We start from the raw sequence: 21,550 nt of genomic DNA on the forward strand, positions 1-21,550 counted from the left end.
CGACGCGAACCACCTGGCCGGATCAGTCAATACGGCTCTCCGGCAGAGTGATTGCGTGTTTTAACAATGGGTGCTGAGTCACCCATTTTTTTGCGTAATACAGGAGTAAGCGCAGATGTTTCATTTTTTACCAGGAGTAAGATAAAGCATTGGCTATTCTTTAAGGGTGACTTAGTACCGGAGGTATTAAGTTGTTGCCTGAAGGTGGGACGACGCAGAGAGGATGCACAATTGTGCTGCGCCGTTCAGGTCAAAAAAAGTGTCACTACCTGATGTCGAAGATCAGTTGGAAGGCGTGACACCATAAAACAGGATGACAACCATGTCCGTTCGTATCGATAGAGACGTGATTAATGCGCTAATTGCAGGCCATTTTGCGGATCCTTTTTCCGTACTCGGTATGCACCAAACTGACGCTGGACTTGAAGTCCGCGCCCTATTACCTGACGCCACCGAAGTGTGGGTGATCGAACCCAAAACCGGACGCAAAGTCGGCAAGCTGGACTGCCTCGACTCTCGCGGTTTTTTCTGTGCTGTACTTCCCCGCCGTAAAAATTTCTTTCGCTATCAGTTAGCTGTTGTCTGGCATGGACAGGAGAATCTGATTGATGACCCTTATCGTTTTGGCCCGCTGATCCAGGATATGGATGCCTGGCTGTTATCTGAAGGTACGCACCTGCGACCTTACGAAACGCTGGGCGCGCATGCGGATACCATGGATGGCGTAACCGGTACACGCTTCTCCGTCTGGGCGCCTAACGCTCAACGCGTGTCAGTGGTTGGGCAGTTCAACTACTGGGATGGACGTCGCCACCCGATGCGCCTGCGCAAAGAAAGCGGTATCTGGGAGCTGTTTATCCCCGGCGCGCAGCATGGTCAACTGTATAAATACGAGATGATCGATGCGAACGGTAAGCTGCGAATCAAAGCGGACCCTTACGCCTTCGAAGCGCAAATGCGCCCGGAAACCGCGTCGCTTATCTGCGGTCTGCCGGAAAAAGTGGTGCAAAGCGAGGAGCGAAAAAAAGCCAACCAGTTTGATGCGCCGATCTCTATCTATGAAGTGCACCTGGGCTCATGGCGTCGTCATACCGATAACAACTTCTGGCTGAGCTACCGCGAACTGGCGGATCAACTGGTGCCTTACGTCAAGTGGATGGGCTTTACCCATCTCGAACTGTTGCCGATTAATGAGCATCCGTTCGACGGTAGCTGGGGCTACCAACCTACCGGTATGTATGCGCCGACCCGTCGTTTCGGGACGCGTGATGATTTCCGCTATTTTGTGAATGCCGCGCATCAGGCCGGACTGAACGTCATTCTCGACTGGGTGCCGGGCCATTTCCCGTCGGACGACTTTGGTCTGGCAGAATTTGATGGCACCAATCTGTATGAGCACAGCGACCCGCGCGAAGGGTATCACCAGGACTGGAACACGCTGATCTACAACTACGGTCGCCGTGAAGTCAGTAACTATCTGGTGGGCAATGCCCTGTACTGGATTGAACGTTTTGGTATTGATGCGCTGCGTGTAGATGCCGTGGCGTCGATGATTTATCGCGACTACAGCCGTAAAGAAGGGGAGTGGGTCCCGAACGAATTTGGCGGTCGTGAAAACCTCGAAGCCATTGAGTTTTTACGTAATACCAACCGTATTCTTGGCGAGCAGGTGCCGGGGGCCGTGAGCATGGCGGAAGAGTCCACCGACTTTGCCGGCGTTTCAAGGCCACAGGATATGGGCGGTTTAGGGTTCTGGTATAAGTGGAACCTCGGCTGGATGCACGACACGCTGGACTACATGAAGTTGGATCCGGTTCATCGTCAGTTCCATCACGATAAGCTGACTTTCGGCATGCTGTACAACTACACCGAAAACTTTGTCCTGCCGCTGTCGCACGATGAAGTGGTACACGGTAAAAAATCAATTCTCGATCGCATGCCGGGGGACGCATGGCAGAAGTTTGCCAACCTGCGCGCCTACTACGGCTGGATGTGGGCCTTCCCAGGCAAGAAACTGCTGTTTATGGGCAACGAGTTTGCTCAGGGGCGTGAGTGGAATCACGACGCTAGCCTCGACTGGCATTTGCTGGAAGGCGGCGATAACTGGCACCACGGCGTACAACGTTTGGTGCGCGATCTGAACCTTACCTATCGTCATCACAAAGCGCTGCACGAGCTTGATTTTGACGCCTATGGCTTCGAGTGGCTGGTGGTGGATGACAAAGAACGTTCGGTGCTGGCTTTCGTTCGTCGTGACAAAGTCGGTAATGAAATCATCGTTATCAGCAACTTTACGCCAGTGCCTCGCCACGGCTATCGCTTCGGTATCAATCAGCCGGGCAAATGGCGCGAGATCCTCAATACCGATTCGATGCATTATCACGGTAGCAATACCGGTAACGGCGGCGCGGTGCACAGCGATGAAATCGCCAGTCATGGTCGTCAGCACTCACTGAGCCTGACGTTGCCACCGCTGGCAACGATCTGGCTGGTGCGGGAGGGATAATGACGCAACTGGCAACCGGCAACGCCACCCCCCATGGTGCAACGTATGACGGCCATGGCGTCAATTTCACCCTCTTTTCGGCCCACGCTGAACGCGTTGAATTATGCGTATTCGATGAGCAAGGCTGCGAACTCCGCTACGACCTGCCGGGGCGTAGCGGCGATGTCTGGCACGGCTATCTGGCCAACGCCCGTCCCGGTCTACGCTATGGCTATCGCGTACATGGTCCGTGGCAACCGCAGCAGGGCCACCGGTTTAATCCGGCGAAACTGCTGCTTGACCCTTGCGCGCGTCGGGTGGATGGCGAGTTAAAAGATAACCCACTGCTGCACGGTGGGCTGAATGAACCGGATCATCATGATAATGCCGCCATCGCGCTGAAGGGCGTGGTGGTGTCCGACCATTATGACTGGGAGGATGATGCCCCGCCGCGCACGCCGTGGGGCAATACCGTAATTTACGAAGCGCATGTCAAAGGGCTGACATATTTGCATCCTGACCTGCCGGAAGAAATTCGCGGGACCTACAAAGCGCTGGGTCATCCGGTGATGATCGACTATTTCAAGCGCCTCGGCATTACCGCACTGGAGCTGTTACCGGTGGCGCATTTCGCCAGCGAACCGCGGCTTCAGCGACTGGGCCTGTCAAACTACTGGGGCTACAACCCGGTGGCGATGTATGCGCTGCATCCGGCCTATGCCAGCTCGCCGGAGAGTGCGCTTGATGAGTTTCGCGACGCGGTAAAAGCGCTGCATAAAGCGGGTATTGAGGTCATTCTCGACATCGTTTTAAACCACAGCGCCGAGCTGGATCTCGAAGGACCTGTCTTCTCGCTGCGCGGAATTGATAACCGTAGCTATTATTGGATCAGAGATGATGGCGATTACTACAACTGGACCGGTTGTGGGAACACCATCAATCTGAGCCATCCTGGCGTTGTGGAATACGCATGCGAGTGTCTGCGCTACTGGGTTGAAACCTGCCATGTGGATGGTTTTCGTTTTGATTTGGCTTCCGTCATGGGGCGTACGCCTGAGTTTCGTCAGGATGCTCCGCTGTTTACCGCGATCCAAAACTGTCCGCTGCTCTCACGCGCCAAGCTGATTGCGGAACCGTGGGATATTGGTGAAGGCGGGTATCAGGTGGGGAATTTCCCCCCGCCGTTTGCCGAGTGGAATGACCATTTCCGCGATGCGACGCGACGTTTTTGGCTCCAGCGTAATCTTTCGTTGGGCGAGTTTGCCGGACGTTTTGCCGCATCCAGCGACGTGTTTAAACGCCCGGGCCGCAATCCCAGCGCCACGGTCAATCTGGTGACCGCGCATGACGGTTTTACGCTACGCGACTGCGTTTGCTTCACAAATAAGCACAATGAAGCGAATGGTGAGGAAAATCGCGACGGCACTAGCAATAACTACAGCGACAATCATGGTAAAGAAGGATTAGGTGGCTCGCTGGACCTGATTGAGCGGCGTCGCGACAGCATTCATGCGCTGTTAACCACGCTGTTGCTCTCCCAGGGAACGCCGATGCTGCTGGCGGGTGATGAGCATGGTCATAGCCAGCACGGTAATAATAACGCTTACTGCCAGGATAACGCCTTAACCTGGCTGGACTGGCAGCAGGCAAACAGTGGGCTAACCACATTTACCGCCGCGTTGATTCATCTGCGCCGGCAAATACCTGCATTAACAGGCGATTGCTGGTGGGAAGAGGGCGATGGCAATGTTCGTTGGCTGAATAAGTACGCACAACCCTTAAGTGCGGATGAGTGGCATAACGGCCCGAGGCAGATGCAAATCCTGCTTTCAGATCGTTTCCTGATTGCAATAAACGCCACGCTTGAGGTGACAGATATCGTTTTACCTGAAGGGGAATGGCACGCCATTCCCCCATTTGCCGGAGAGGATAATCCGGTGCTTACGGCGGTCTGGCAGGGACCTGCGCACGGACTGTGTGTGTTCCAGAGAAGATAAAAAGGAGTTAGTCATGGTAAGTTTAGAGAAGAACGATCGTGTAATGTTGGCGCGCCAGCTGCCATTAAAATCTGTTGCCCTGATCCTGGCCGGTGGCCGCGGTACTCGCCTGAAAGATTTAACCAATAAGCGTGCCAAGCCTGCCGTGCACTTTGGCGGTAAGTTCCGCATTATCGATTTTGCCTTATCCAACTGTCTTAATTCCGGGATCCGCCGTATCGGCGTGATCACTCAGTACCAGTCACACACGCTGGTGCAGCATATTCAGCGCGGCTGGTCGTTCTTTAGCGAAGAGATGAACGAGTTCGTCGATCTGCTGCCTGCCCAGCAGAGGATGCAGGGTGAAAACTGGTATCGCGGTACGGCGGATGCGGTGACCCAAAACCTGGACATCATTCGACGCTATAAAGCGGAATATGTGGTGATCCTCGCGGGCGATCATATTTATAAGCAGGACTACTCACGCATGCTGATCGACCACGTTGAGAAAGGCGCGCGTTGCACAGTGGCCTGTATGCCTGTGCCTATTGAAGAGGCCAGCGCGTTTGGCGTAATGGACGTGGACGACACCGATAAAATTATCGAGTTCGTTGAAAAACCTGCCAACCCGCCAGCGATGCCTAATGATCCGACCAAATCGCTTGCCAGTATGGGGATCTACATCTTCGACGCCGATTATCTGTATGAACTGCTGGCGGAAGATGATCTCGATGAAAAATCCAGTCACGATTTTGGCAAAGACATCATCCCGAAAATCACCGAAGCTGGCATGGCATATGCTCATCCATTCCCATTGTCCTGCGTACAGTCTGACCCGGAATCCGAGCCGTACTGGCGCGATGTGGGAACGCTGGAAGCCTACTGGAAAGCAAACCTCGATCTGGCTTCGGTGACGCCTGAACTGGATATGTACGACCAGGACTGGCCAATCCGTACGCATATGGAATCACTGCCGCCGGCGAAATTTGTTCAGGACCGTTCCGGTAGCCACGGAATGACGCTGAACTCGCTGGTTTCCGGTGGCTGTATTATTTCTGGTTCGGTGGTAGTGCAGTCCGTTCTGTTCCCGCGAGTGCGGGTGAATTCATTCTGTAACATTGATTCGGCAGTGTTGTTACCTGAAGTGTGGGTGGGACGTTCGTGCCGCTTACGTCGTTGCATTATCGACCGCGCCTGCGTTATTCCTGAAGGCATGGTGATTGGTGAAAACGCGGAAGAAGATGCACGTCGTTTCTACCGTTCAGAGGAAGGTATTGTACTGGTCACGCGTGAAATGCTGCGCAAACTGCAGATCAAACAGGAGCGATAATGCAGGTTTTACACGTTTGTTCAGAGATGTTCCCTTTGTTAAAAACCGGGGGACTGGCGGATGTTATTGGGGCGTTACCCGCAGCGCAAATCGCGGACGGTGTGGATGCCCGCGTGCTGCTCCCGGCGTTTCCTGATATCCGTCGCGGCATTCCCGATGCGCAGGTAGTGACGCGTCGCGATACCTTCGCCGGACGTATTACGCTGTTGTTCGGGCATTTCAACGGTGTGGGCATTTACCTGATTGACGCGCCGCATCTCTATGACCGTCCCGGTAGCCCGTATCACGACACTAACCTGTTTGCATATACCGATAACGTGCTGCGTTTTGCGCTGCTGGGTTGGGTCGGCAGTGAAATGGCCTGTGGCTTTGACCCATTCTGGCGCCCAGATGTGGTGCATGCGCACGACTGGCATGCCGGTCTGGCCCCGGCGTATCTGGCGGCGCGCGGCCATCCGGCGAAATCGGTGTTCACCGTGCACAACCTGGCGTATCAAGGCATGTTTTATGCAAAACATATGGATGACATCCAATTGCCATGGTCGTTCTTTAACGTGCACGGACTGGAGTTTAACGGGCAGATTTCTTTCCTGAAGGCCGGGTTGTACTACGCCGACCACATTACGGCGGTCAGTCCGACCTACGCGCGGGAAATTACCGAGCCGCAGTTTGCCTACGGCATGGAAGGTCTGTTGCAGCAGCGTCATCGTGAAGGACGTCTTTCCGGTGTGCTGAACGGCGTTGATGAAAAAATCTGGAGCCCGGAAACCGATCTGCTGCTGGCGTCGCGGTATACGCGTGAAACGCTGGAAGAGAAGGCGGAGAACAAACGCCAGCTACAGATCGCGATGGGACTTAAGGTTAACGACAAAGTGCCGTTATTTGCCGTAGTCAGCCGCCTGACCAGTCAGAAAGGGCTGGATCTGGTGCTGGAAGCGCTACCGGGGTTGTTAGAGCAGGGTGGACAACTGGCATTGCTCGGTGCGGGCGATCCGGTTTTACAGGAAGGTTTCCTCGCCGCGGCGGCGGAACATCCGGGACAGGTGGGCGTACAGATTGGCTATCACGAAGCCTTCTCGCACCGCATCATGGGTGGGGCCGACGTTATATTGGTTCCCAGCCGTTTTGAGCCGTGTGGCTTAACGCAGTTGTATGGACTGAAGTACGGCACGCTGCCGCTGGTGCGGCGCACCGGTGGGCTGGCTGATACGGTCTCTGACAGTTCGCTGGAAAACCTGGCGGATGGTATCGCCAGTGGGTTTGTATTTGAAGATAGTAATGCCTGGTCGCTGCTACGCGCGATCCGGCGTGCTTTCGTATTGTGGTCCCGGCCTTCGTTGTGGCGGTTTGTACAACGTCAGGCCATGACCATGGATTTTAGCTGGCAAGTCGCGGCGAAGTCATACCGTGAGCTTTACTATCGTTTGAAATAGATATCCAGGAATCACCTATATGAATGCTCCATTTACTTATGCATCGCCCACACTCAGCGTAGAGGCACTTAAGCATTCTATCGCCTACAAGCTGATGTTCACGATTGGTAAAGACCCGGTTATTGCCAATAAACATGAGTGGCTGAACGCCACGTTGTTCGCGGTGCGCGATCGTCTCGTGGAGCGCTGGCTGCGTTCTAACCGTGCGCAATTATCCCAGGAAACTCGACAGGTTTATTATCTGTCAATGGAGTTTCTGATTGGCCGCACACTTTCCAATGCACTGTTATCGTTGGGTATTTATGACGATGTCAAAAATGCGCTGGAAGGTATGGGGTTGGATCTTGAAGATCTGATCGATGAAGAAAACGACCCTGGTCTTGGCAACGGTGGCCTCGGGCGCCTGGCGGCCTGCTTCCTGGACTCACTGGCAACGTTGGGTCTGCCGGGACGCGGCTACGGTATTCGTTATGACTACGGCATGTTCAAACAGAACATTGTTGATGGCCGACAGAAAGAGTCACCGGACTACTGGCTGGAATACGGTAACCCGTGGGAATTCAAACGCCACAATACACGCTACAAAGTGCGCTTTGGCGGGCGTATTCAGCAGGAAGGCAAGAAAACGCGCTGGATAGAAACTGAAGAGATCCTCGCGGTAGCCTACGACCAAATTATTCCCGGTTATGACACAGACGCCACCAATACGCTTCGCTTGTGGAATGCCCAGGCCAGTAGCGAAATCAACCTCGGTAAATTTAACCAGGGCGACTACTTTGCGGCGGTGGAAGATAAAAACCACTCCGAGAACGTCTCCCGCGTGCTGTATCCGGATGACTCCACCTATTCAGGACGCGAGCTGCGTTTGCGCCAGGAGTATTTCCTGGTCTCCTCCACGGTGCAGGACATTCTGAACCGTCATTATCAGTTGCACAAAACCTACGACAACCTGGCGGATAAGATCGCCATTCACCTCAACGACACCCATCCGGTACTGTCGATTCCTGAGCTGATGCGTCTGCTGATCGATGAGCACAAATTCAGTTGGGATAATGCGTTTGAGGTCTGCTGCCAGGTCTTCTCGTATACCAACCACACCTTGATGAGCGAAGCGCTGGAGACCTGGCCTGTCGATATGCTGGGCAAAATTCTGCCGCGCCATCTGCAAATCATCTTTGAGATTAACGACTACTTCCTGAAGACGTTGCAGGAACAGTATCTGAACGATACCAGTCTGCTGGGACGGACGTCGATTATCGATGAATCCAATGGCCGCCGGGTGCGTATGGCATGGCTCGCAGTGGTGGTGAGCCACAAGGTTAACGGCGTTTCTGAGCTGCACTCCAACCTGATGGTGCAGTCGCTGTTTGCTGACTTTGCGAAGATTTTCCCGACTCGCTTCTGTAACGTCACCAACGGCGTGACGCCGCGCCGCTGGCTGGCGCTGGCTAACCCATCGCTCTCTGAGGTACTGGATGAGAACATTGGTCGCACCTGGCGAACCGATCTCAGCCAGCTAAGCGAGCTTGAACAGCACTGCGATTACCCGCTGGTAAATCAGGCGGTGCGCCGTGCGAAACTGGAGAATAAAAAACGTCTGGCAACGCTCATTGCCCAGCAGCTTAACGTGGTGGTGAACCCGAAATCGCTGTTTGATGTGCAGATCAAGCGTATTCACGAATACAAACGCCAGTTGATGAACGTGCTGCATGTGATCACCCGCTACAACCGCATTAAGGCCGATCCTGACGCCGAGTGGGTGCCGCGCGTGAATATCTTCGCCGGTAAAGCGGCTTCGGCCTATTATATGGCGAAGCACATCATTCACCTGATCAACGACGTCGCGAAAGTGATCAACAACGATCCGCAAATTGGTGACAAGCTGAAAGTGGTGTTTATTCCTAACTACAGCGTCAGCCTGGCGCAGGTGATTATTCCTGCTGCCGACCTGTCTGAGCAGATTTCGCTGGCCGGGACCGAAGCCTCTGGTACCAGTAATATGAAGTTTGCCCTCAACGGCGCGCTGACCATTGGGACGCTGGACGGTGCCAACGTCGAGATGCTGGAGCATGTGGGCGCAGAAAATATCTTTATCTTTGGTAATACGGCGGAAGAGGTCGAAGCCTTACGCAGCCAGGGCTACAAGCCGCGTGAGTATTACGAGAAAGACGAAGAGCTGCACCAGGTGCTGACGCAGATTGGCAGCGGTGTATTCAGTCCTGAGGAGCCGGGGCGCTATCGTGACCTGGTTGACTCGCTGATCAACTTTGGCGACCACTATCAGGTTCTGGCGGATTATCGCAGCTACGTTGATTGCCAGGATAAGGTTGACGAACTGTATCGCCACCCGGAAGAGTGGACCACCAAGTCGATGATTAATATCGCCAACATGGGCTACTTCTCGTCGGACAGGACGATCAAAGAGTACGCCGAAAACATCTGGCATATCGACTCGGTGCGGTTGTAACAAGGGCAGGACGATCTGTCGGCCGGATAAGGCGTTAACCGCCATCCGGTAAAAGGCCCGGTAGCGCTGACGCTTACCGGGCCTACAGTTTTATATCGAGTATCTTAAGACGCCAGCGACAGCTGCTGTTTCTCAATGTACTCCACCAGCCACTGGGTCATGCGCGACTGCTGTTCAGCGTTCAGCCACATACCTTCTTTCGTGCGACGCCACAGCGCATCTTCCGCACGGCGCACCCATTCGTGATCGACCAGATATTTCAGCTCGGCCTCATAGAACTCATGGCCGAAGTCTTCACCTAACTCGGCAAGCGAGGTGGCTTCCCCGATAATCCATTCGGTGTTACTGCCGTAGGTGCGCGAATAATGGCGCGCCAGCGACTCGGTCAGGAACGGGTAGCGACGGCGCAGTTTGGCCGCGTAATCTTCACGATCGCCGCCGATGTCACCGCCTGGCAGAATGCACTCTTTTGTCCACGCCGGACCGATTCCCTGATAGTACGACGCCAGTTTTTCCATCGCGTGTTCTGCCAGCTTACGATAGGTCGTCAGCTTACCGCCAAAGACCGACAGCAGCGGCGCTTTGCCGTTTTCATCGTGGATATCCAGCGTGTAATCACGGGTGATAGCCTGCGGCGAGTCGGACTCGTCATCGCACAGCGGACGTACGCCCGAGTAGGTCCAGACGATATCGTCACGGCCCAGTTGTTTCTTAAAGTGCGCGTTGTAGACCTTCAGCAGGTAATTGATTTCACTCTCATCAATTTTTACCGCTTTCGGATCGCCTTTGTATTCGACGTCAGTCGTCCCGATGATCGAGAATTCGTCCATCCATGGGATGACAAACACAATACGTTTATCTTCGTTTTGCAGTATATAAGCTTGCTTCTGGGTATGGACGCGCGGCACTACGATGTGGCTGCCTTTAATCAGACGAATACCGTACGGCGATGGCAGATGCATGCCGTCGTCGAAGAACTCTTTCACCCATGGGCCGGTGGCATTGACCAGACCACGCGCCTGCCAGGTGTGCTTTTTACCGGTATCGATATCTTCAGCTTCAACAATCCACAATCCGTTTTCACGGCGAGCGGAGGTAGCGCGAGTGCGGGTTAACACCTCTCCGCCTTTGCGTACGACCATTTGGGCGTTTGCCAAAACCAGTCGCGCATCGTCTACCCAGCAGTCAGAATATTCGAAACCGCGCACAATCTCAGGTTTCATTACGGAATCTGCGCCAAAACGCAAACCGGTTGAACTCGGCAAACTGGTGCGTTTGCCCAGATGATCGTACATAAACAGACCAATGCGGATCATCCACGCTGGACGCAAGTGCGGGCGATGGGGCAGACGAAAGCGCATCGGGAAGGCGATATGCGGTGCCATTTTCAACAACACCTCACGTTCGGCCAGCGCTTCGCTCACCAGGCGAAATTCGTAGTGTTCCAGGTAGCGCAGGCCACCGTGGATGAGTTTGGAGCTAGCGGAAGAGGTGGCGCAGGCTAAATCCTGCGCTTCCAGCATCAGCACGGATAAACCGCGTCCAGCGGCATCTGCCGCGATACCGGCACCGTTGATGCCTCCACCTATCACAATCAGATCTTTGGTTTCCATGCTGGCCTCTCGCACTTTCGTTATAGCTCATTAATGTTCGTTATCGAGCATAATAGCAAAGAATCGCGCCATTGGTAACATCGGATAAACAATTTACAGTGATACATATAACATTATGGCGTTTAACTGCCGTCGGGACGTACACTAAGAAGTAACATGTCTGAAAAGCGTCACCTGCAATATAAAGAAGAGAGAGCAATGGATCAGTTTGAATGTATTAATGTCGAAGAAGCGCATCAGAAGCTGCACCAGGGGACCGCGGTGTTAGTGGATATCCGCGACCCGCAAAGCTATGCGATGGGTCACGCCCCACAGGCGTTTCATCTGACGAACGACACGCTGGGGTCATTTATGCGCGAGCATGATTTCGACACCGCCGTGTTAGTAATGTGTTATCACGGCAACAGCAGTAAAGGCGCGGCGCAATATCTTCTTCAGCAGGGCTATGACGCGGTTTACAGTGTTGACGGCGGCTTCGACGCCTGGCATCGACATTTTCCGGCAGAAGTGGCATACGGTTCGTAAGACTATACCCAAATTAATTCGAGTTGCATCGCGACGGCGACGCAGCAAATCTCCGGGCGCGTACGAACAGTACGTGACCGGAGTGAGTGAGGAAAGCCAACAAAGATGCAGCTCGAAGTAAGAAGGGTATATATACTGTCCTCTTTTGTGTGGAATAAGCGACAGCAACCATGTTGATGATTACCTCTTTTGCTAACCCCCGTGTGGCGCAGGCATTTGTTGATTATATGGCGACACAGGGCGTTATCCTGACGATTCAACAACATCAGCAAACGGATGTCTGGCTGGCGGATGAGTCCCAGGCTGAGCGCGTGCATGCTGAGCTGGCGCGGTTTCTGGAGAATCCAGGCGATCCGCGTTACCTCGCGGCAAGCTGGCAGTCGGGTCATACCGACAGCGGTCTGCGCTATCAGCGTTATCCGTTCCTGGCCACATTGCGCGAACGCGCAGGCCCGGTAACCTGGGTGGTGATGGCCGCGTGTGTGCTGGTGTTTATCGCGATGAACACGCTGGGCGACCAGACTGTGATGCTCTGGCTGGCATGGCCGTTTGACCTTTCGCTGAAATTTGAATTCTGGCGTTATTTCACCCACGCTTTTATGCACTTCTCGCTGATGCATATTCTGTTCAACCTGCTGTGGTGGTGGTATCTCGGCGGTGCGGTAGAAAAGCGTCTGGGCAGCGGAAAACTGATTGTAATTACCGTGATCAGCGCCCTGCTAAGCGGCTACGTTCAGCAGAAATTTAGCGGCCCGTGGTTTGGTGGGCTGTCTGGCGTGGTATATGCGCTGATGGGTTATGTGTGGTTGCGTGGCGAGCGCGATCCACAAAGTGGTATTTTCCTGCAGCGTGGTTTGATTATCTTTGCTTTGATCTGGATTGTTGCCGGCTGGTTTGATGTGTTCGGCATGTCGATGGCGAACGGCGCACATATCGCCGGGCTGGCCGTGGGTCTGGCAATGGCGTTTGCCGATACTATGAATGTACGAAAACGAACGTAATTTCAGGGAACAATAATGAAGCAAACACAACGACATGACGCGATCATCGAGCTGGTAAAGAAACAGGGATACGTCAGTACTGAGGAGCTGGTGGAGCATTTCTCCGTCAGCCCGCAGACGATTCGCCGCGATCTTAACGATCTGGCCGATCAGAACATGATTTTGCGCCATCACGGTGGCGCGGCGCTGCCCTCCAGCTCGGTCAACACCCCGTGGCATGACCGTAAAGCGACACAGACGGCGGAAAAAGAGCGCATTGCCCGCAAAGTTGCCACGCAGATCCCGAACGGTTCTACGTTGTTCATTGATATCGGCACCACGCCGGAAGCGGTGGCTCACGCGCTGCTCAATCACAGCAATTTACGCATTGTGACCAACAACCTCAATGTGGCGAATACGCTGATGGCGAAAGAGGATTTTCGCATCATACTCGCCGGTGGCGAACTGCGTAGCCGCGACGGCGGTATTATGGGCGAAGCGACCCTCGACTTTATTTCTCAGTTCCGCCTGGACTTCGGCATCTTAGGGATTAGCGGTATCGATAGCGATGGCTCCCTGCTGGAGTTTGATTATCACGAAGTTCGCACCAAGCGCGCGATTATTGAGAATTCACGGCATGTGATGCTGGTGGTGGATCACTCGAAGTTTGGGCGTAACGCGATGGTGAATATGGGCAGTATCAGCATGGTGGATGCGGTGTATACCGACACGCTGCCGCCAGCTGGCGTGATGCAGGTTATTGCGGACCATCATATTCAGTTAGAGCTGTGCTAAGTTAATTCCAGGCCTGATAAGCGTAGCGTATCAGGCATTAACTAAACCCCATACCCCATCATTTTCAGCAGTTTCTGCGCATGTTGCACTGCATCCTGGCGGTGTGCGACGCCGAGCTTTTGATACAAATTGCGGATGTGCGTCTTGATGGTCGTTGCCGCGACGGCTAATTCTCCGGCGATCTGCTCGTTGCTGTAGCCCGAATAAATCAGTCCCAGAACCTGCCATTCGCGCTGGGTCAGCGGGCTGGTGCGGATAAGCTCCGGTACTTCCGGGTGAGTAAGCAGACGCTCAACGAATCCTTCATCGAAGTGGGCGAATTTATGGCGGTGATGCTGGTTAATCTCACGCAAAATGCGCTGGGCGCGGTGCTGATCGAGTTCCGGTAAGGTATTGAGCTGAATCAGCTGACGCAGTTGCTGCGCCATGGCCTCACCTTCAATGACAAAGTGACTGATAAATCCAGTGCGGTTCGCCAGCTGCAGCGCGTCGAGTAACACGCGCTGTGCGTCATTTTTGCGCCCTGCCTGCCAGTAGAGCTGATTAAGCAGCAGCAGGTTACGGTTCAGATCGCTCATCAGGCGCAGATTGCGCGCATTTTCATTCAACTCTTCCAGCACAATCTCAGCCGGTTCAAACTCGCCCAGCAGGATCTGCGCGCGGGCGATGTTGCGCCACTGGCTTTGCAGAAAGTGGTTATTGGCGAATTCCGGTTTCGGCGTGTGGCGCAGCCAGTTGGCGGCCGAGTTTTTGTCGCCCACCATTTGCCAGTAAATCACCCGTACCTTATCGGCGTTCGAGATCCAGTCACTGTGATAGTGACCGTTACCCAGCAGGTTTTCCAGGCGGTTGAGCAGGCTACGCGCATTATCCAGATCCCCCCGGGCCAGCGAACATTGAATCAGCAGCGCCAGGCACTGTAGCTGTTGCTGCGGCTGGAATGTGGAAAGCAGTTCAATACCCGCGCGGGCAGACGCTTCCGATTCGTCCAGGCGCGCCCATGCCCACAGCAGTTGCGCGCGAATACGCACCAGGAACTCGTGCATCGGCAGCTGTTCCAGATGCTGCTCTTTGATCAGCTGAAACGCTTTTTCCTGAGTCTCCCAGGCGGCCTGTAAAAAGCCCTGGGCAAACAAAATTTCGCTTTGCTGAATTAAACTCCACAGCGCGTAATGCCAGACGTCATGGTGGCGCGCCATTTGCTCGGTTTGCTGCATCAACGCCAGAGAACGCGTGAGATCGCCCTTACAGTGCAGGACTTCACCATGTACCGAGGTGGCGACGATACGGCTATAGAACCAGGCGATGGGTAACTCATCCAGCGCCAGCTTTGCCAGGCGCTCGGCTTCGTCAGGATTTCCGTCGTTAATTGCGACCTGCGCACGCAGGGCGTTAAATTCGGCGTGCAGTGTCGGTTCCATGTCGCCTTTCATTTCCTGCTCAGCGCGTGCCAGCAGGGTATTAACCTCGCCGTAGCGGTGCTGGCTTTGCATCAGCCAGGCTTGCAGCAGAACCAGACGCGGATTTTCCAGCAGACTTTCCCACGGCAGGGCTTTCAGCGACTCTTCCAGTAATGTCAGTTCGCTGTGGTTAAACAGTCCCCACGCATGGTTAAGCAGGATATCGCGTAGCATATGGGCGTCGCCTGCCGCCAGCGCGTGGTGGATAGCTTCGCTAGGGAAACCTTGCGCCATCCAGCTTTCAGCGGCGGCGCGGTGTATTTCGGGCAGTTCGCTTGCCAGCTCCCACTGACAGCGCTGGCGTAAAAAGCTGCCAAATAGCGGGTGATAGCTGAACCACTCACCGACGTCATCCATCCGCTGCAAGAATAATCCCTGGCGCTCAATCTCCTCCAGCCGCATCTGGCCGTTTTCTTCCCCGGTGACCCGGACGATCAGTGCGTCGTTCATGGAGCGCAGAATGGCGCTTTTCAGCAGGAAGTGACGGGTGCCGAGGTCGACGCTGTCCAGCACTTCATCAACCAGATAATCGGACAAATGGCTGGCGTTGATCCCGGCGAGGCGGCGTGCGGACTGGTGTGCAGAGTGGTTGTTCTGGCGGGCGGAGAGGGCAATCAGCTGTAACGCCGTGGCCCAGCCAGCAACGTCATCGCACATCCGGCTGCTTTCTGCCGCTTCGATAGGCGAGGACAAACGTCGATCGAAAAATTGTTTGGCTTCCTGGTGGTTAAACGCCAGCTGTTGGCTGCCGATCTCCAGCAACTGATCGCGTACTCGCAGGTTGGCAATACCCAACTGCGGCAGGTTGCGCGACAGCACGACCAGCGTGAGGTTCTCAGGCTGATGACGCAGGAAGAAACGCATCGCTTCGTGAATTGCCGGATTGGAGATGAGATGATAATCATCCACTACCAGGTAGAGCGGGCGGTGCCACTCGGCCAGTTCAATAAATAGCTGCGCAAACAGTGACGTCAGGCTAGCGTATTGGCGCTTTTGCACCATCGCTTCGCTGGTGGTGCAGTGTCCACCGGTTGCCTGTTGGATAGCGGCGATCAGATAGCTGGCAAAGCGCTCTTGCTGATTATCGCCTTCATCCAGAGAGTACCAGCCTAAGTCGTTCTTCCCCGCTGCCCATTGTGAAACCAACGTCGTTTTTCCATAACCAGCAGGACTTGTTATCAGGGCAAGCCTGAAATTGTTCGCGCCGGAAAGTTTAGCCAACAGGCGCTCACGAACCACCGTATGGTCGAGTCGAACCGGACGACTTAATTTAGACGGAATCAACATAAGTTAGTCACTTCACTGTGTGAAAATGGGGAAAAATGATTTTTTTTGCGCTTCGTAATTAATAGATATAAGGTCGGCCAGATTAGTGTTTTATGCAAGCTAAGCGGACTTTTTGTGTGTCTGATTTTGCACTATGTCACAAATCTATACATCTATTACATTAATTGCTTTAAAGAGTCACAACAGGCGTGGCGACTGGATCCGTCGGTATTTTGGCTGAGCCGAAAAATACCTCCCTTTTTATAAGGTTACTCAGTTGCTTAATGTAAAGAGCCGAATTTTGTGGCCGACTTAAAAGTTTTATGTGAATTATCTTATCCACCTTGGATATTTCAGGTTAGAAACTATTTCTCTGTTTACAGATTGTTTCCCATCGTCACCCCTCTATTTGATATTGTCGATTTATCTCTTGTTATTAATGCGCCGTCCGTTGGGCATTACAGGGGCGTTATGCCGGACTTACGCGAATTTACGGGCGATAACACCCCCTTTAAGTGGCAGCGATCACACTTTTATGCTCATCCCCGCTCCTCCTCCCTGCCTAATCCGTGCCAGGATGAGGAAGGTCAACAACGAGCCTGGCAAACTAGCGATAACGTTGTTTTATTACCTAAGGATCTGGAACCCCTATGTCACAGCCTACTTTCAACAAAGATCAATTTCAGGCTGCCCTGACGCGTCAGTGGCAGCGCTTCGGTTTACTGTCGGCTCAAGAAATGACGTCGCGCCAGTGGTGGCAGGCAGTGAGTGGGGCGTTGGCTGAGTTACTCAGCGCCCAGCCTGCGGCGAAGCCGGCAAAAAATCAGCGCCATGTTAACTACATCTCGATGGAGTTTTTGATTGGCCGTCTGACTGGCAACAACTTACTCAATCTCGGCTGGTATCAGGCGGTGAGCGATGAGCTGAAAGCGCATGACGTCAACCTGACCGATCTGCTGGAAGAAGAGATCGACCCGGCGCTGGGTAACGGTGGATTGGGGCGCCTGGCGGCCTGCTTCCTTGATTCGATGGCGACAGTCGGTCAATCGGCGACGGGCTATGGTCTCAACTACCAGTACGGCCTGTTCCGTCAGTCGTTTGCCGATGGGCAGCAGATGGAAGCCCCGGATGACTGGCATCGCGGCAGCTATCCGTGGTTCCGTCACAACGAGGCACTGGATGTGCAAGTAGGGATTGGCGGCAAGGTCACCAAAGAAGGGCACTGGGAGCCGGGGTTTATTATCACCGGCCAGGCCTGGGATCTACCGGTTCTCGGCTACCGTAACGGCGTGGCGCAACCGCTGCGTCTGTGGCAGGCCAGCCACGCGCATCCGTTTAACCTGACCAAATTTAATGACGGCGATTTCCTGCGCGCAGAGCAGCAGGGCATCGACGCTGAAAAACTGACCAAAGTGCTGTACCCGAACGACAACCACACCGCGGGTAAAAAGCTGCGCCTGATGCAGCAATACTTCCAGTGCGCTTGCTCCGTAGCTGACATTCTGCGCCGCCATCATCTGGCAGGGCGTAAACTGCATGAGCTGGCTGATTTTGAGGTGATTCAGCTCAACGATACTCACCCGACCATCGCCATCCCTGAGTTACTGCGTGTGCTGATTGATGAGCACCAGATGAGCTGGGACGATGCGTGGGCTATTACCAGTAAGACCTTTGCTTATACCAACCACACTTTGATGCCAGAGGCGCTGGAGTGCTGGGACGAGAAGCTGGTGAAAGCACTACTGCCGCGCCATATGCAAATCATCAAAGAGATTAACGACCGCTTTAAGAAGCTGGTCGATAAAACCTGGCCGGGTAACGCTGAAGTTTGGGCGAAGCTGGCGGTGGTGCACAACAAACAGGTGCGTATGGCCAACATGTGCGTGGTCAGCGGCTTTGCGGTTAACGGCGTGGCGGCGCTGCACTCCGATTTGGTGGTGAAGGATCTGTTCCCGGAATATCATCAGCTCTGGCCGAACAAATTCCATAACGTCACTAACGGGATTACTCCGCGTCGCTGGATTAAGCAGTGCAACCCGGCACTTGCCGCGCTGCTGGATAAATCGCTGAAAAAAGAGTGGGCCAACGACCTCGATCAGTTGATTAACCTGGAAAAATACGCCGACGACGCGAAGTTTCGTCAGCAGTATCGTGACATCAAGCTGGCGAACAAAGCGCGTCTGGTGAAGTTTATTAAAGCGCGTACCGGTATTGAGATAACGACTAACGCTCTCTTTGATATTCAGATTAAACGCCTGCATGAGTACAAGCGTCAGCACCTCAACTTGCTGCATATTCTGGCGTTATACAAAGAAATCCGTGAGAACCCGCAGGCCGATCGCGTGCCGCGCGTATTCCTGTTTGGCGCGAAAGCCGCTCCGGGTTACTACCTGGCGAAAAATATCATCTTCGCCATTAACAAGGTCGCAGAAACCATCAATAACGACCCGCAAGTGGGCGACAAGCTGAAGGTCGTATTCCTGCCGGATTATTGTGTCTCAGCGGCGGAAATGTTGATCCCAGCGGCGGATATCTCTGAGCAAATCTCCACTGCAGGGAAAGAGGCTTCTGGCACCGGTAACATGAAGCTGGCGCTGAACGGTGCGTTAACCGTCGGTACGCTGGATGGCGCAAACGTCGAAATCGCCGAGAAGGTCGGTGACGAGAATATCTTTATCTTTGGTCATACCGTGGAAGAGGTGAAGGCGCTCAAGGCCAAAGGTTACGACCCGGTGAAATGGCGTAAGAAAGATAAAGTGCTGGATGCTGTTCTGAAAGAGCTGGAAAGCGGGAAGTACAGCGACGGCGATAAACATGCCTTCGACCAGATGCTGCACAGTATCGGCAAGCAGGGCGGTGACCCGTATCTGTTAATGGCGGACTTCGCGGCCTATGTTGAAGCCCAGAAGCAGGTTGACGTGTTGTATCGTGACCAGGAAGCCTGGACCCGGGCGGCGATTCTGAATACCGCGCGTTGCGGCATGTTCAGTTCGGATCGCTCCATCCGCGATTATCAGACTCGTATCTGGCAGGCGAAACGTTAAGGAATCGCGATGGAAAGCAAACGTCTGGACAATGCCGCGTTGGCGGCGGGGATTAGCCCCAATTACATTAATGCCCACGGTAAACCGCAGTCTATTGGCGTCGAAACCAAGCGGCGTTTGCTTGACGCTATGCATCGCTCCACCGCCACCGCTCAGGTGGCGGTGACCCCGGTGCCGAATGTCATGGTTTATACCGCTGGTAAGAAAATGCCGCTGGCAGTTGAGGGACGCGGAGAGTTTAACTGGCTGCTGACCACCGAAGAGGGCGTGCAGCACAAAGGGCATGCCGTCGGCGGTAAATCGTTCAACCTTCCGGCAAAGCTGCCGGAAGGGTATCACACGCTTACCCTAACCCAGGGGGAGTTGCGTACCCATTGCCGCATCATCGTCGCGCCGAAACGCTGCTATGAGCCGCAGACGCTGTTAGCCGGGCAAAAGCTGTGGGGCGCATGCGTTCAGCTCTATACCCTGCGTTCAGAAAAAAACTGGGGGATTGGCGACTTTGGCGATCTCCGTGCCATGCTGGTGGAGGTGGCGCAACGCGGCGGCGCGTTTATCGGCCTGAATCCGATTCACGCGCTGTATCCGGCGAACCCGGAGAGTGCCAGTCCGTACAGCCCGTCGTCACGCCGCTGGTTGAACGTTATTTATATTGATGTGAACGCAGTAGACGATTTTCGCCTGAGTAAAGAGGCGCAAGCCTGGTGGCAGAAACCCGCGACTCAGCAAGCTCTGCAACGCGCGCGTGATGCCGAGTGGGTTGATTATTCTGCCGTTACCGCATTGAAGATGACAGCGCTGCGTATGGCGTGGAAAAGCTTCTCTGCACGTGACGATGAGCAGATGGCGGCATTTCGCCAGTTTGTGACTCTGGAAGGGGATAGCCTGTACTGGCAGGCGGCCTTTGACGCGCTGCATGCGCATCAGGTGAAAGAGGACGCACTGCGCTGGGGCTGGCCGGTGTGGCCGCAAGCTTTCCAGTCGGTGGATTCGCCAGAGGTAAAACGCTTTTGCGAAGAGCATCGTGATGAAGTGGATTTCTACCTGTGGTTGCAGTGGCTGGCGTATACCCAGTTTGCTGATTGCTGGAAAACCAGCCAGGGCTTTGCGATGCCGATTGGATTATATCGCGATCTGGCTGTCGGCGTGGCCGAAGGCGGGGCGGAAACCTGGTGCGACCGCGAGTTGTATTGCCTGAAAGCCTCGGTTGGCGCACCGCCGGATATTCTCGGTCCGCTCGGGCAAAACTGGGGATTGCCGCCGATGGATCCGCATATCATCACGGCACGCGCTTACGAACCGTTTATCGAACTGCTGCGTGCCAATATGCAGAACTGCGGTGCGTTGCGTATCGACCATGTTATGTCGATGCTGCGTCTGTGGTGGATCCCTTACGGTGAAACTGCCGATCACGGCGCCTACGTGCATTATCCGGTCGACGATCTGCTTTCAATTCTGGCGCTGGAAAGTAAACGTCATCACTGCATGGTAATTGGTGAAGATCTGGGGACTGTGCCGGTAGAGATCGTCAGCAAGCTGCGTGACAGCGGCGTGTACTCCTACAAAGTGCTTTATTTTGAGAATGACCATGAGAAAAATTTCCGCGCGCCGAAAGCGTACCCGGAACAATCAATGGCAGTCGCGGCGACGCATGACCTTCCTACGCTTAAAGGTTATTGGGATAGCGGCGATCTGACGCTGGGTAAGGCGCTGGGGCTGTACCCGGATGAAGTCGTGCTGCGTGGGTTGTATCAGGACAGAGAACTGGCGAAACAGGGGCTGCTGGACGCGCTGCACAAATACGGGTGCCTGCCAAAACGTGCTGGTCACAAGGCGTCGCTGATGTCGATGACGCCGATTCTTAATCGCGGCATGCAACGCTACATCGCTGACAGCAACAGTGCGCTGTTGGGCCTGCAACCGGAAGACTGGCTGGATATGGCTGAGCCGGTCAATATTCCCGGGACCAGCGATCAGTACAAAAACTGGCGGCGTAAGCTCACCGCCACGCTGGAGCAGATGTTTGCCGATGACGGTGTGAACAAGCTGATTAAGGATTTGGATAAGCGCCGAAAAGCGGCCGCGAAGAAGAAGTAAAAAAGCCGGGGATTTCCCCGGCTTTTTTAGGGTGATAGCAGGTAGGCCGGGTAAGCGAAGCGCCACCCGGCACAGTTTT

The 21,550-nt window shown here is 54.3% G+C and carries 12 protein-coding genes; 10 read left to right on the forward strand and 2 right to left on the reverse strand.

The window, feature by feature from the left end:
* Window positions 1-322: 322 nt before the first annotated feature.
* From glgB to glgP, 5 genes are read left to right on the forward strand one after another with little or no spacing between them, the layout of a single operon-like run.
* Complete coding sequence (gene glgB / locus N0B36_RS18505) at window positions 323-2,506, forward strand: 1,4-alpha-glucan branching enzyme (protein WP_016154817.1); 2,184 nt, start codon at window positions 323-325, stop codon at window positions 2,504-2,506.
* The gene (gene glgX, locus N0B36_RS18510; RefSeq protein WP_019078135.1) at window positions 2,506-4,482 is read left to right on the forward strand and encodes a glycogen debranching protein GlgX; all 1,977 of its coding nucleotides are present in this window, start codon (window positions 2,506-2,508) and stop codon (window positions 4,480-4,482) included. Before glgB ends, glgX begins: the two co-directional genes overlap by 1 nt.
* Before the next feature lie 13 nt (window positions 4,483-4,495).
* Window positions 4,496-5,791 carry a glucose-1-phosphate adenylyltransferase gene (gene glgC / locus N0B36_RS18515; protein WP_016154815.1) on the forward strand — a complete coding sequence of 432 codons (1,296 nt, stop codon included), beginning with the start codon at window positions 4,496-4,498 and terminating at the stop codon, window positions 5,789-5,791.
* Entirely contained in the window at window positions 5,791-7,224 is a 1,434-nt protein-coding gene (glgA, locus tag N0B36_RS18520) for a glycogen synthase GlgA (protein ID WP_016154814.1), read from the forward strand. Before glgC ends, glgA begins: the two co-directional genes overlap by 1 nt.
* 19 nt (window positions 7,225-7,243) lie before the next feature.
* Complete coding sequence (gene glgP / locus N0B36_RS18525) at window positions 7,244-9,691, forward strand: glycogen phosphorylase (protein ID WP_259688792.1); 2,448 nt, start codon at window positions 7,244-7,246, stop codon at window positions 9,689-9,691.
* A gap of 104 nt (window positions 9,692-9,795) precedes the next feature.
* Here glgP and glpD read toward each other — a convergent pair whose 3' ends face one another.
* Window positions 9,796-11,304, reverse strand: a complete 1,509-nt coding sequence (glpD, locus tag N0B36_RS18530) for a glycerol-3-phosphate dehydrogenase (protein ID WP_047415950.1) — start codon at window positions 11,302-11,304, stop codon at window positions 9,796-9,798.
* A gap of 198 nt (window positions 11,305-11,502) precedes the next feature.
* Between glpD and glpE the strand changes: the two genes are divergently transcribed.
* The 3 genes from glpE (at window position 11,503) to N0B36_RS18545 (ending at window position 13,604) form a co-directional block, all read left to right on the forward strand.
* Window positions 11,503-11,829 carry a thiosulfate sulfurtransferase GlpE gene (gene glpE, locus N0B36_RS18535; protein ID WP_016157651.1) on the forward strand — a complete coding sequence of 109 codons (327 nt, stop codon included), beginning with the start codon at window positions 11,503-11,505 and terminating at the stop codon, window positions 11,827-11,829.
* Window positions 11,830-11,999: 170 nt separating this feature from the next.
* Window positions 12,000-12,830 (forward strand): rhomboid family intramembrane serine protease GlpG, encoded by an 831-nt coding sequence (gene glpG / locus N0B36_RS18540; protein WP_200052022.1) that lies wholly within the window; start codon window positions 12,000-12,002, stop codon window positions 12,828-12,830.
* 15 nt (window positions 12,831-12,845) lie between these two features.
* Window positions 12,846-13,604 carry a DeoR/GlpR family transcriptional regulator gene (locus N0B36_RS18545; protein ID WP_003023499.1) on the forward strand — a complete coding sequence of 253 codons (759 nt, stop codon included), beginning with the start codon at window positions 12,846-12,848 and terminating at the stop codon, window positions 13,602-13,604.
* 41 nt (window positions 13,605-13,645) lie between these two features.
* Here the strand turns inward: N0B36_RS18545 and malT are convergent, their stop codons facing one another.
* Entirely contained in the window at window positions 13,646-16,351 is a 2,706-nt protein-coding gene (malT, locus tag N0B36_RS18550; RefSeq protein WP_016154810.1) for an HTH-type transcriptional regulator MalT, read from the reverse strand.
* A gap of 629 nt (window positions 16,352-16,980) precedes the next feature.
* Here malT and malP point away from each other — a divergent pair.
* Together malP and malQ are read left to right on the forward strand one after the other, a co-directional pair.
* Window positions 16,981-19,374 (forward strand): maltodextrin phosphorylase, encoded by a 2,394-nt coding sequence (gene malP / locus N0B36_RS18555; protein ID WP_259688793.1) that lies wholly within the window; start codon window positions 16,981-16,983, stop codon window positions 19,372-19,374.
* A gap of 9 nt (window positions 19,375-19,383) precedes the next feature.
* Window positions 19,384-21,471 carry a 4-alpha-glucanotransferase gene (gene malQ / locus N0B36_RS18560; protein WP_259688794.1) on the forward strand — a complete coding sequence of 696 codons (2,088 nt, stop codon included), beginning with the start codon at window positions 19,384-19,386 and terminating at the stop codon, window positions 21,469-21,471.
* Window positions 21,472-21,550 lie beyond the last annotated feature (79 nt).

The sequence above is a fragment of the Citrobacter sp. XY323 genome (genome assembly GCF_025106035.1).
Taxonomy (GTDB): Bacteria; Pseudomonadota; Gammaproteobacteria; order Enterobacterales; family Enterobacteriaceae; genus Citrobacter; species Citrobacter braakii.

Bases quoted from the DNA above. Each gene is read 5' to 3' on its own strand.
- glgB (WP_016154817.1), top strand. From the start codon at position 323: ATGTCCGTTCGTATCGATAGAGACGTGATTAATGCGCTAATTGCAGGC.
- glgX (WP_019078135.1), top strand. From the start codon at position 2,506: ATGACGCAACTGGCAACCGGCAACGCCACCCCCCATGGTGCAACGTAT.
- glgC (WP_016154815.1), top strand. From the start codon at position 4,496: ATGGTAAGTTTAGAGAAGAACGATCGTGTAATGTTGGCGCGCCAGCTG.
- glgA (WP_016154814.1), top strand. From the start codon at position 5,791: ATGCAGGTTTTACACGTTTGTTCAGAGATGTTCCCTTTGTTAAAAACC.
- glgP (WP_259688792.1), top strand. From the start codon at position 7,244: ATGAATGCTCCATTTACTTATGCATCGCCCACACTCAGCGTAGAGGCA.
- glpD (WP_047415950.1), bottom strand. From the start codon at position 11,304: ATGGAAACCAAAGATCTGATTGTGATAGGTGGAGGCATCAACGGTGCC.
- glpE (WP_016157651.1), top strand. From the start codon at position 11,503: ATGGATCAGTTTGAATGTATTAATGTCGAAGAAGCGCATCAGAAGCTG.
- glpG (WP_200052022.1), top strand. From the start codon at position 12,000: ATGTTGATGATTACCTCTTTTGCTAACCCCCGTGTGGCGCAGGCATTT.
- N0B36_RS18545 (WP_003023499.1), top strand. From the start codon at position 12,846: ATGAAGCAAACACAACGACATGACGCGATCATCGAGCTGGTAAAGAAA.
- malT (WP_016154810.1), bottom strand. From the start codon at position 16,351: ATGTTGATTCCGTCTAAATTAAGTCGTCCGGTTCGACTCGACCATACG.
- malP (WP_259688793.1), top strand. From the start codon at position 16,981: ATGTCACAGCCTACTTTCAACAAAGATCAATTTCAGGCTGCCCTGACG.
- malQ (WP_259688794.1), top strand. From the start codon at position 19,384: ATGGAAAGCAAACGTCTGGACAATGCCGCGTTGGCGGCGGGGATTAGC.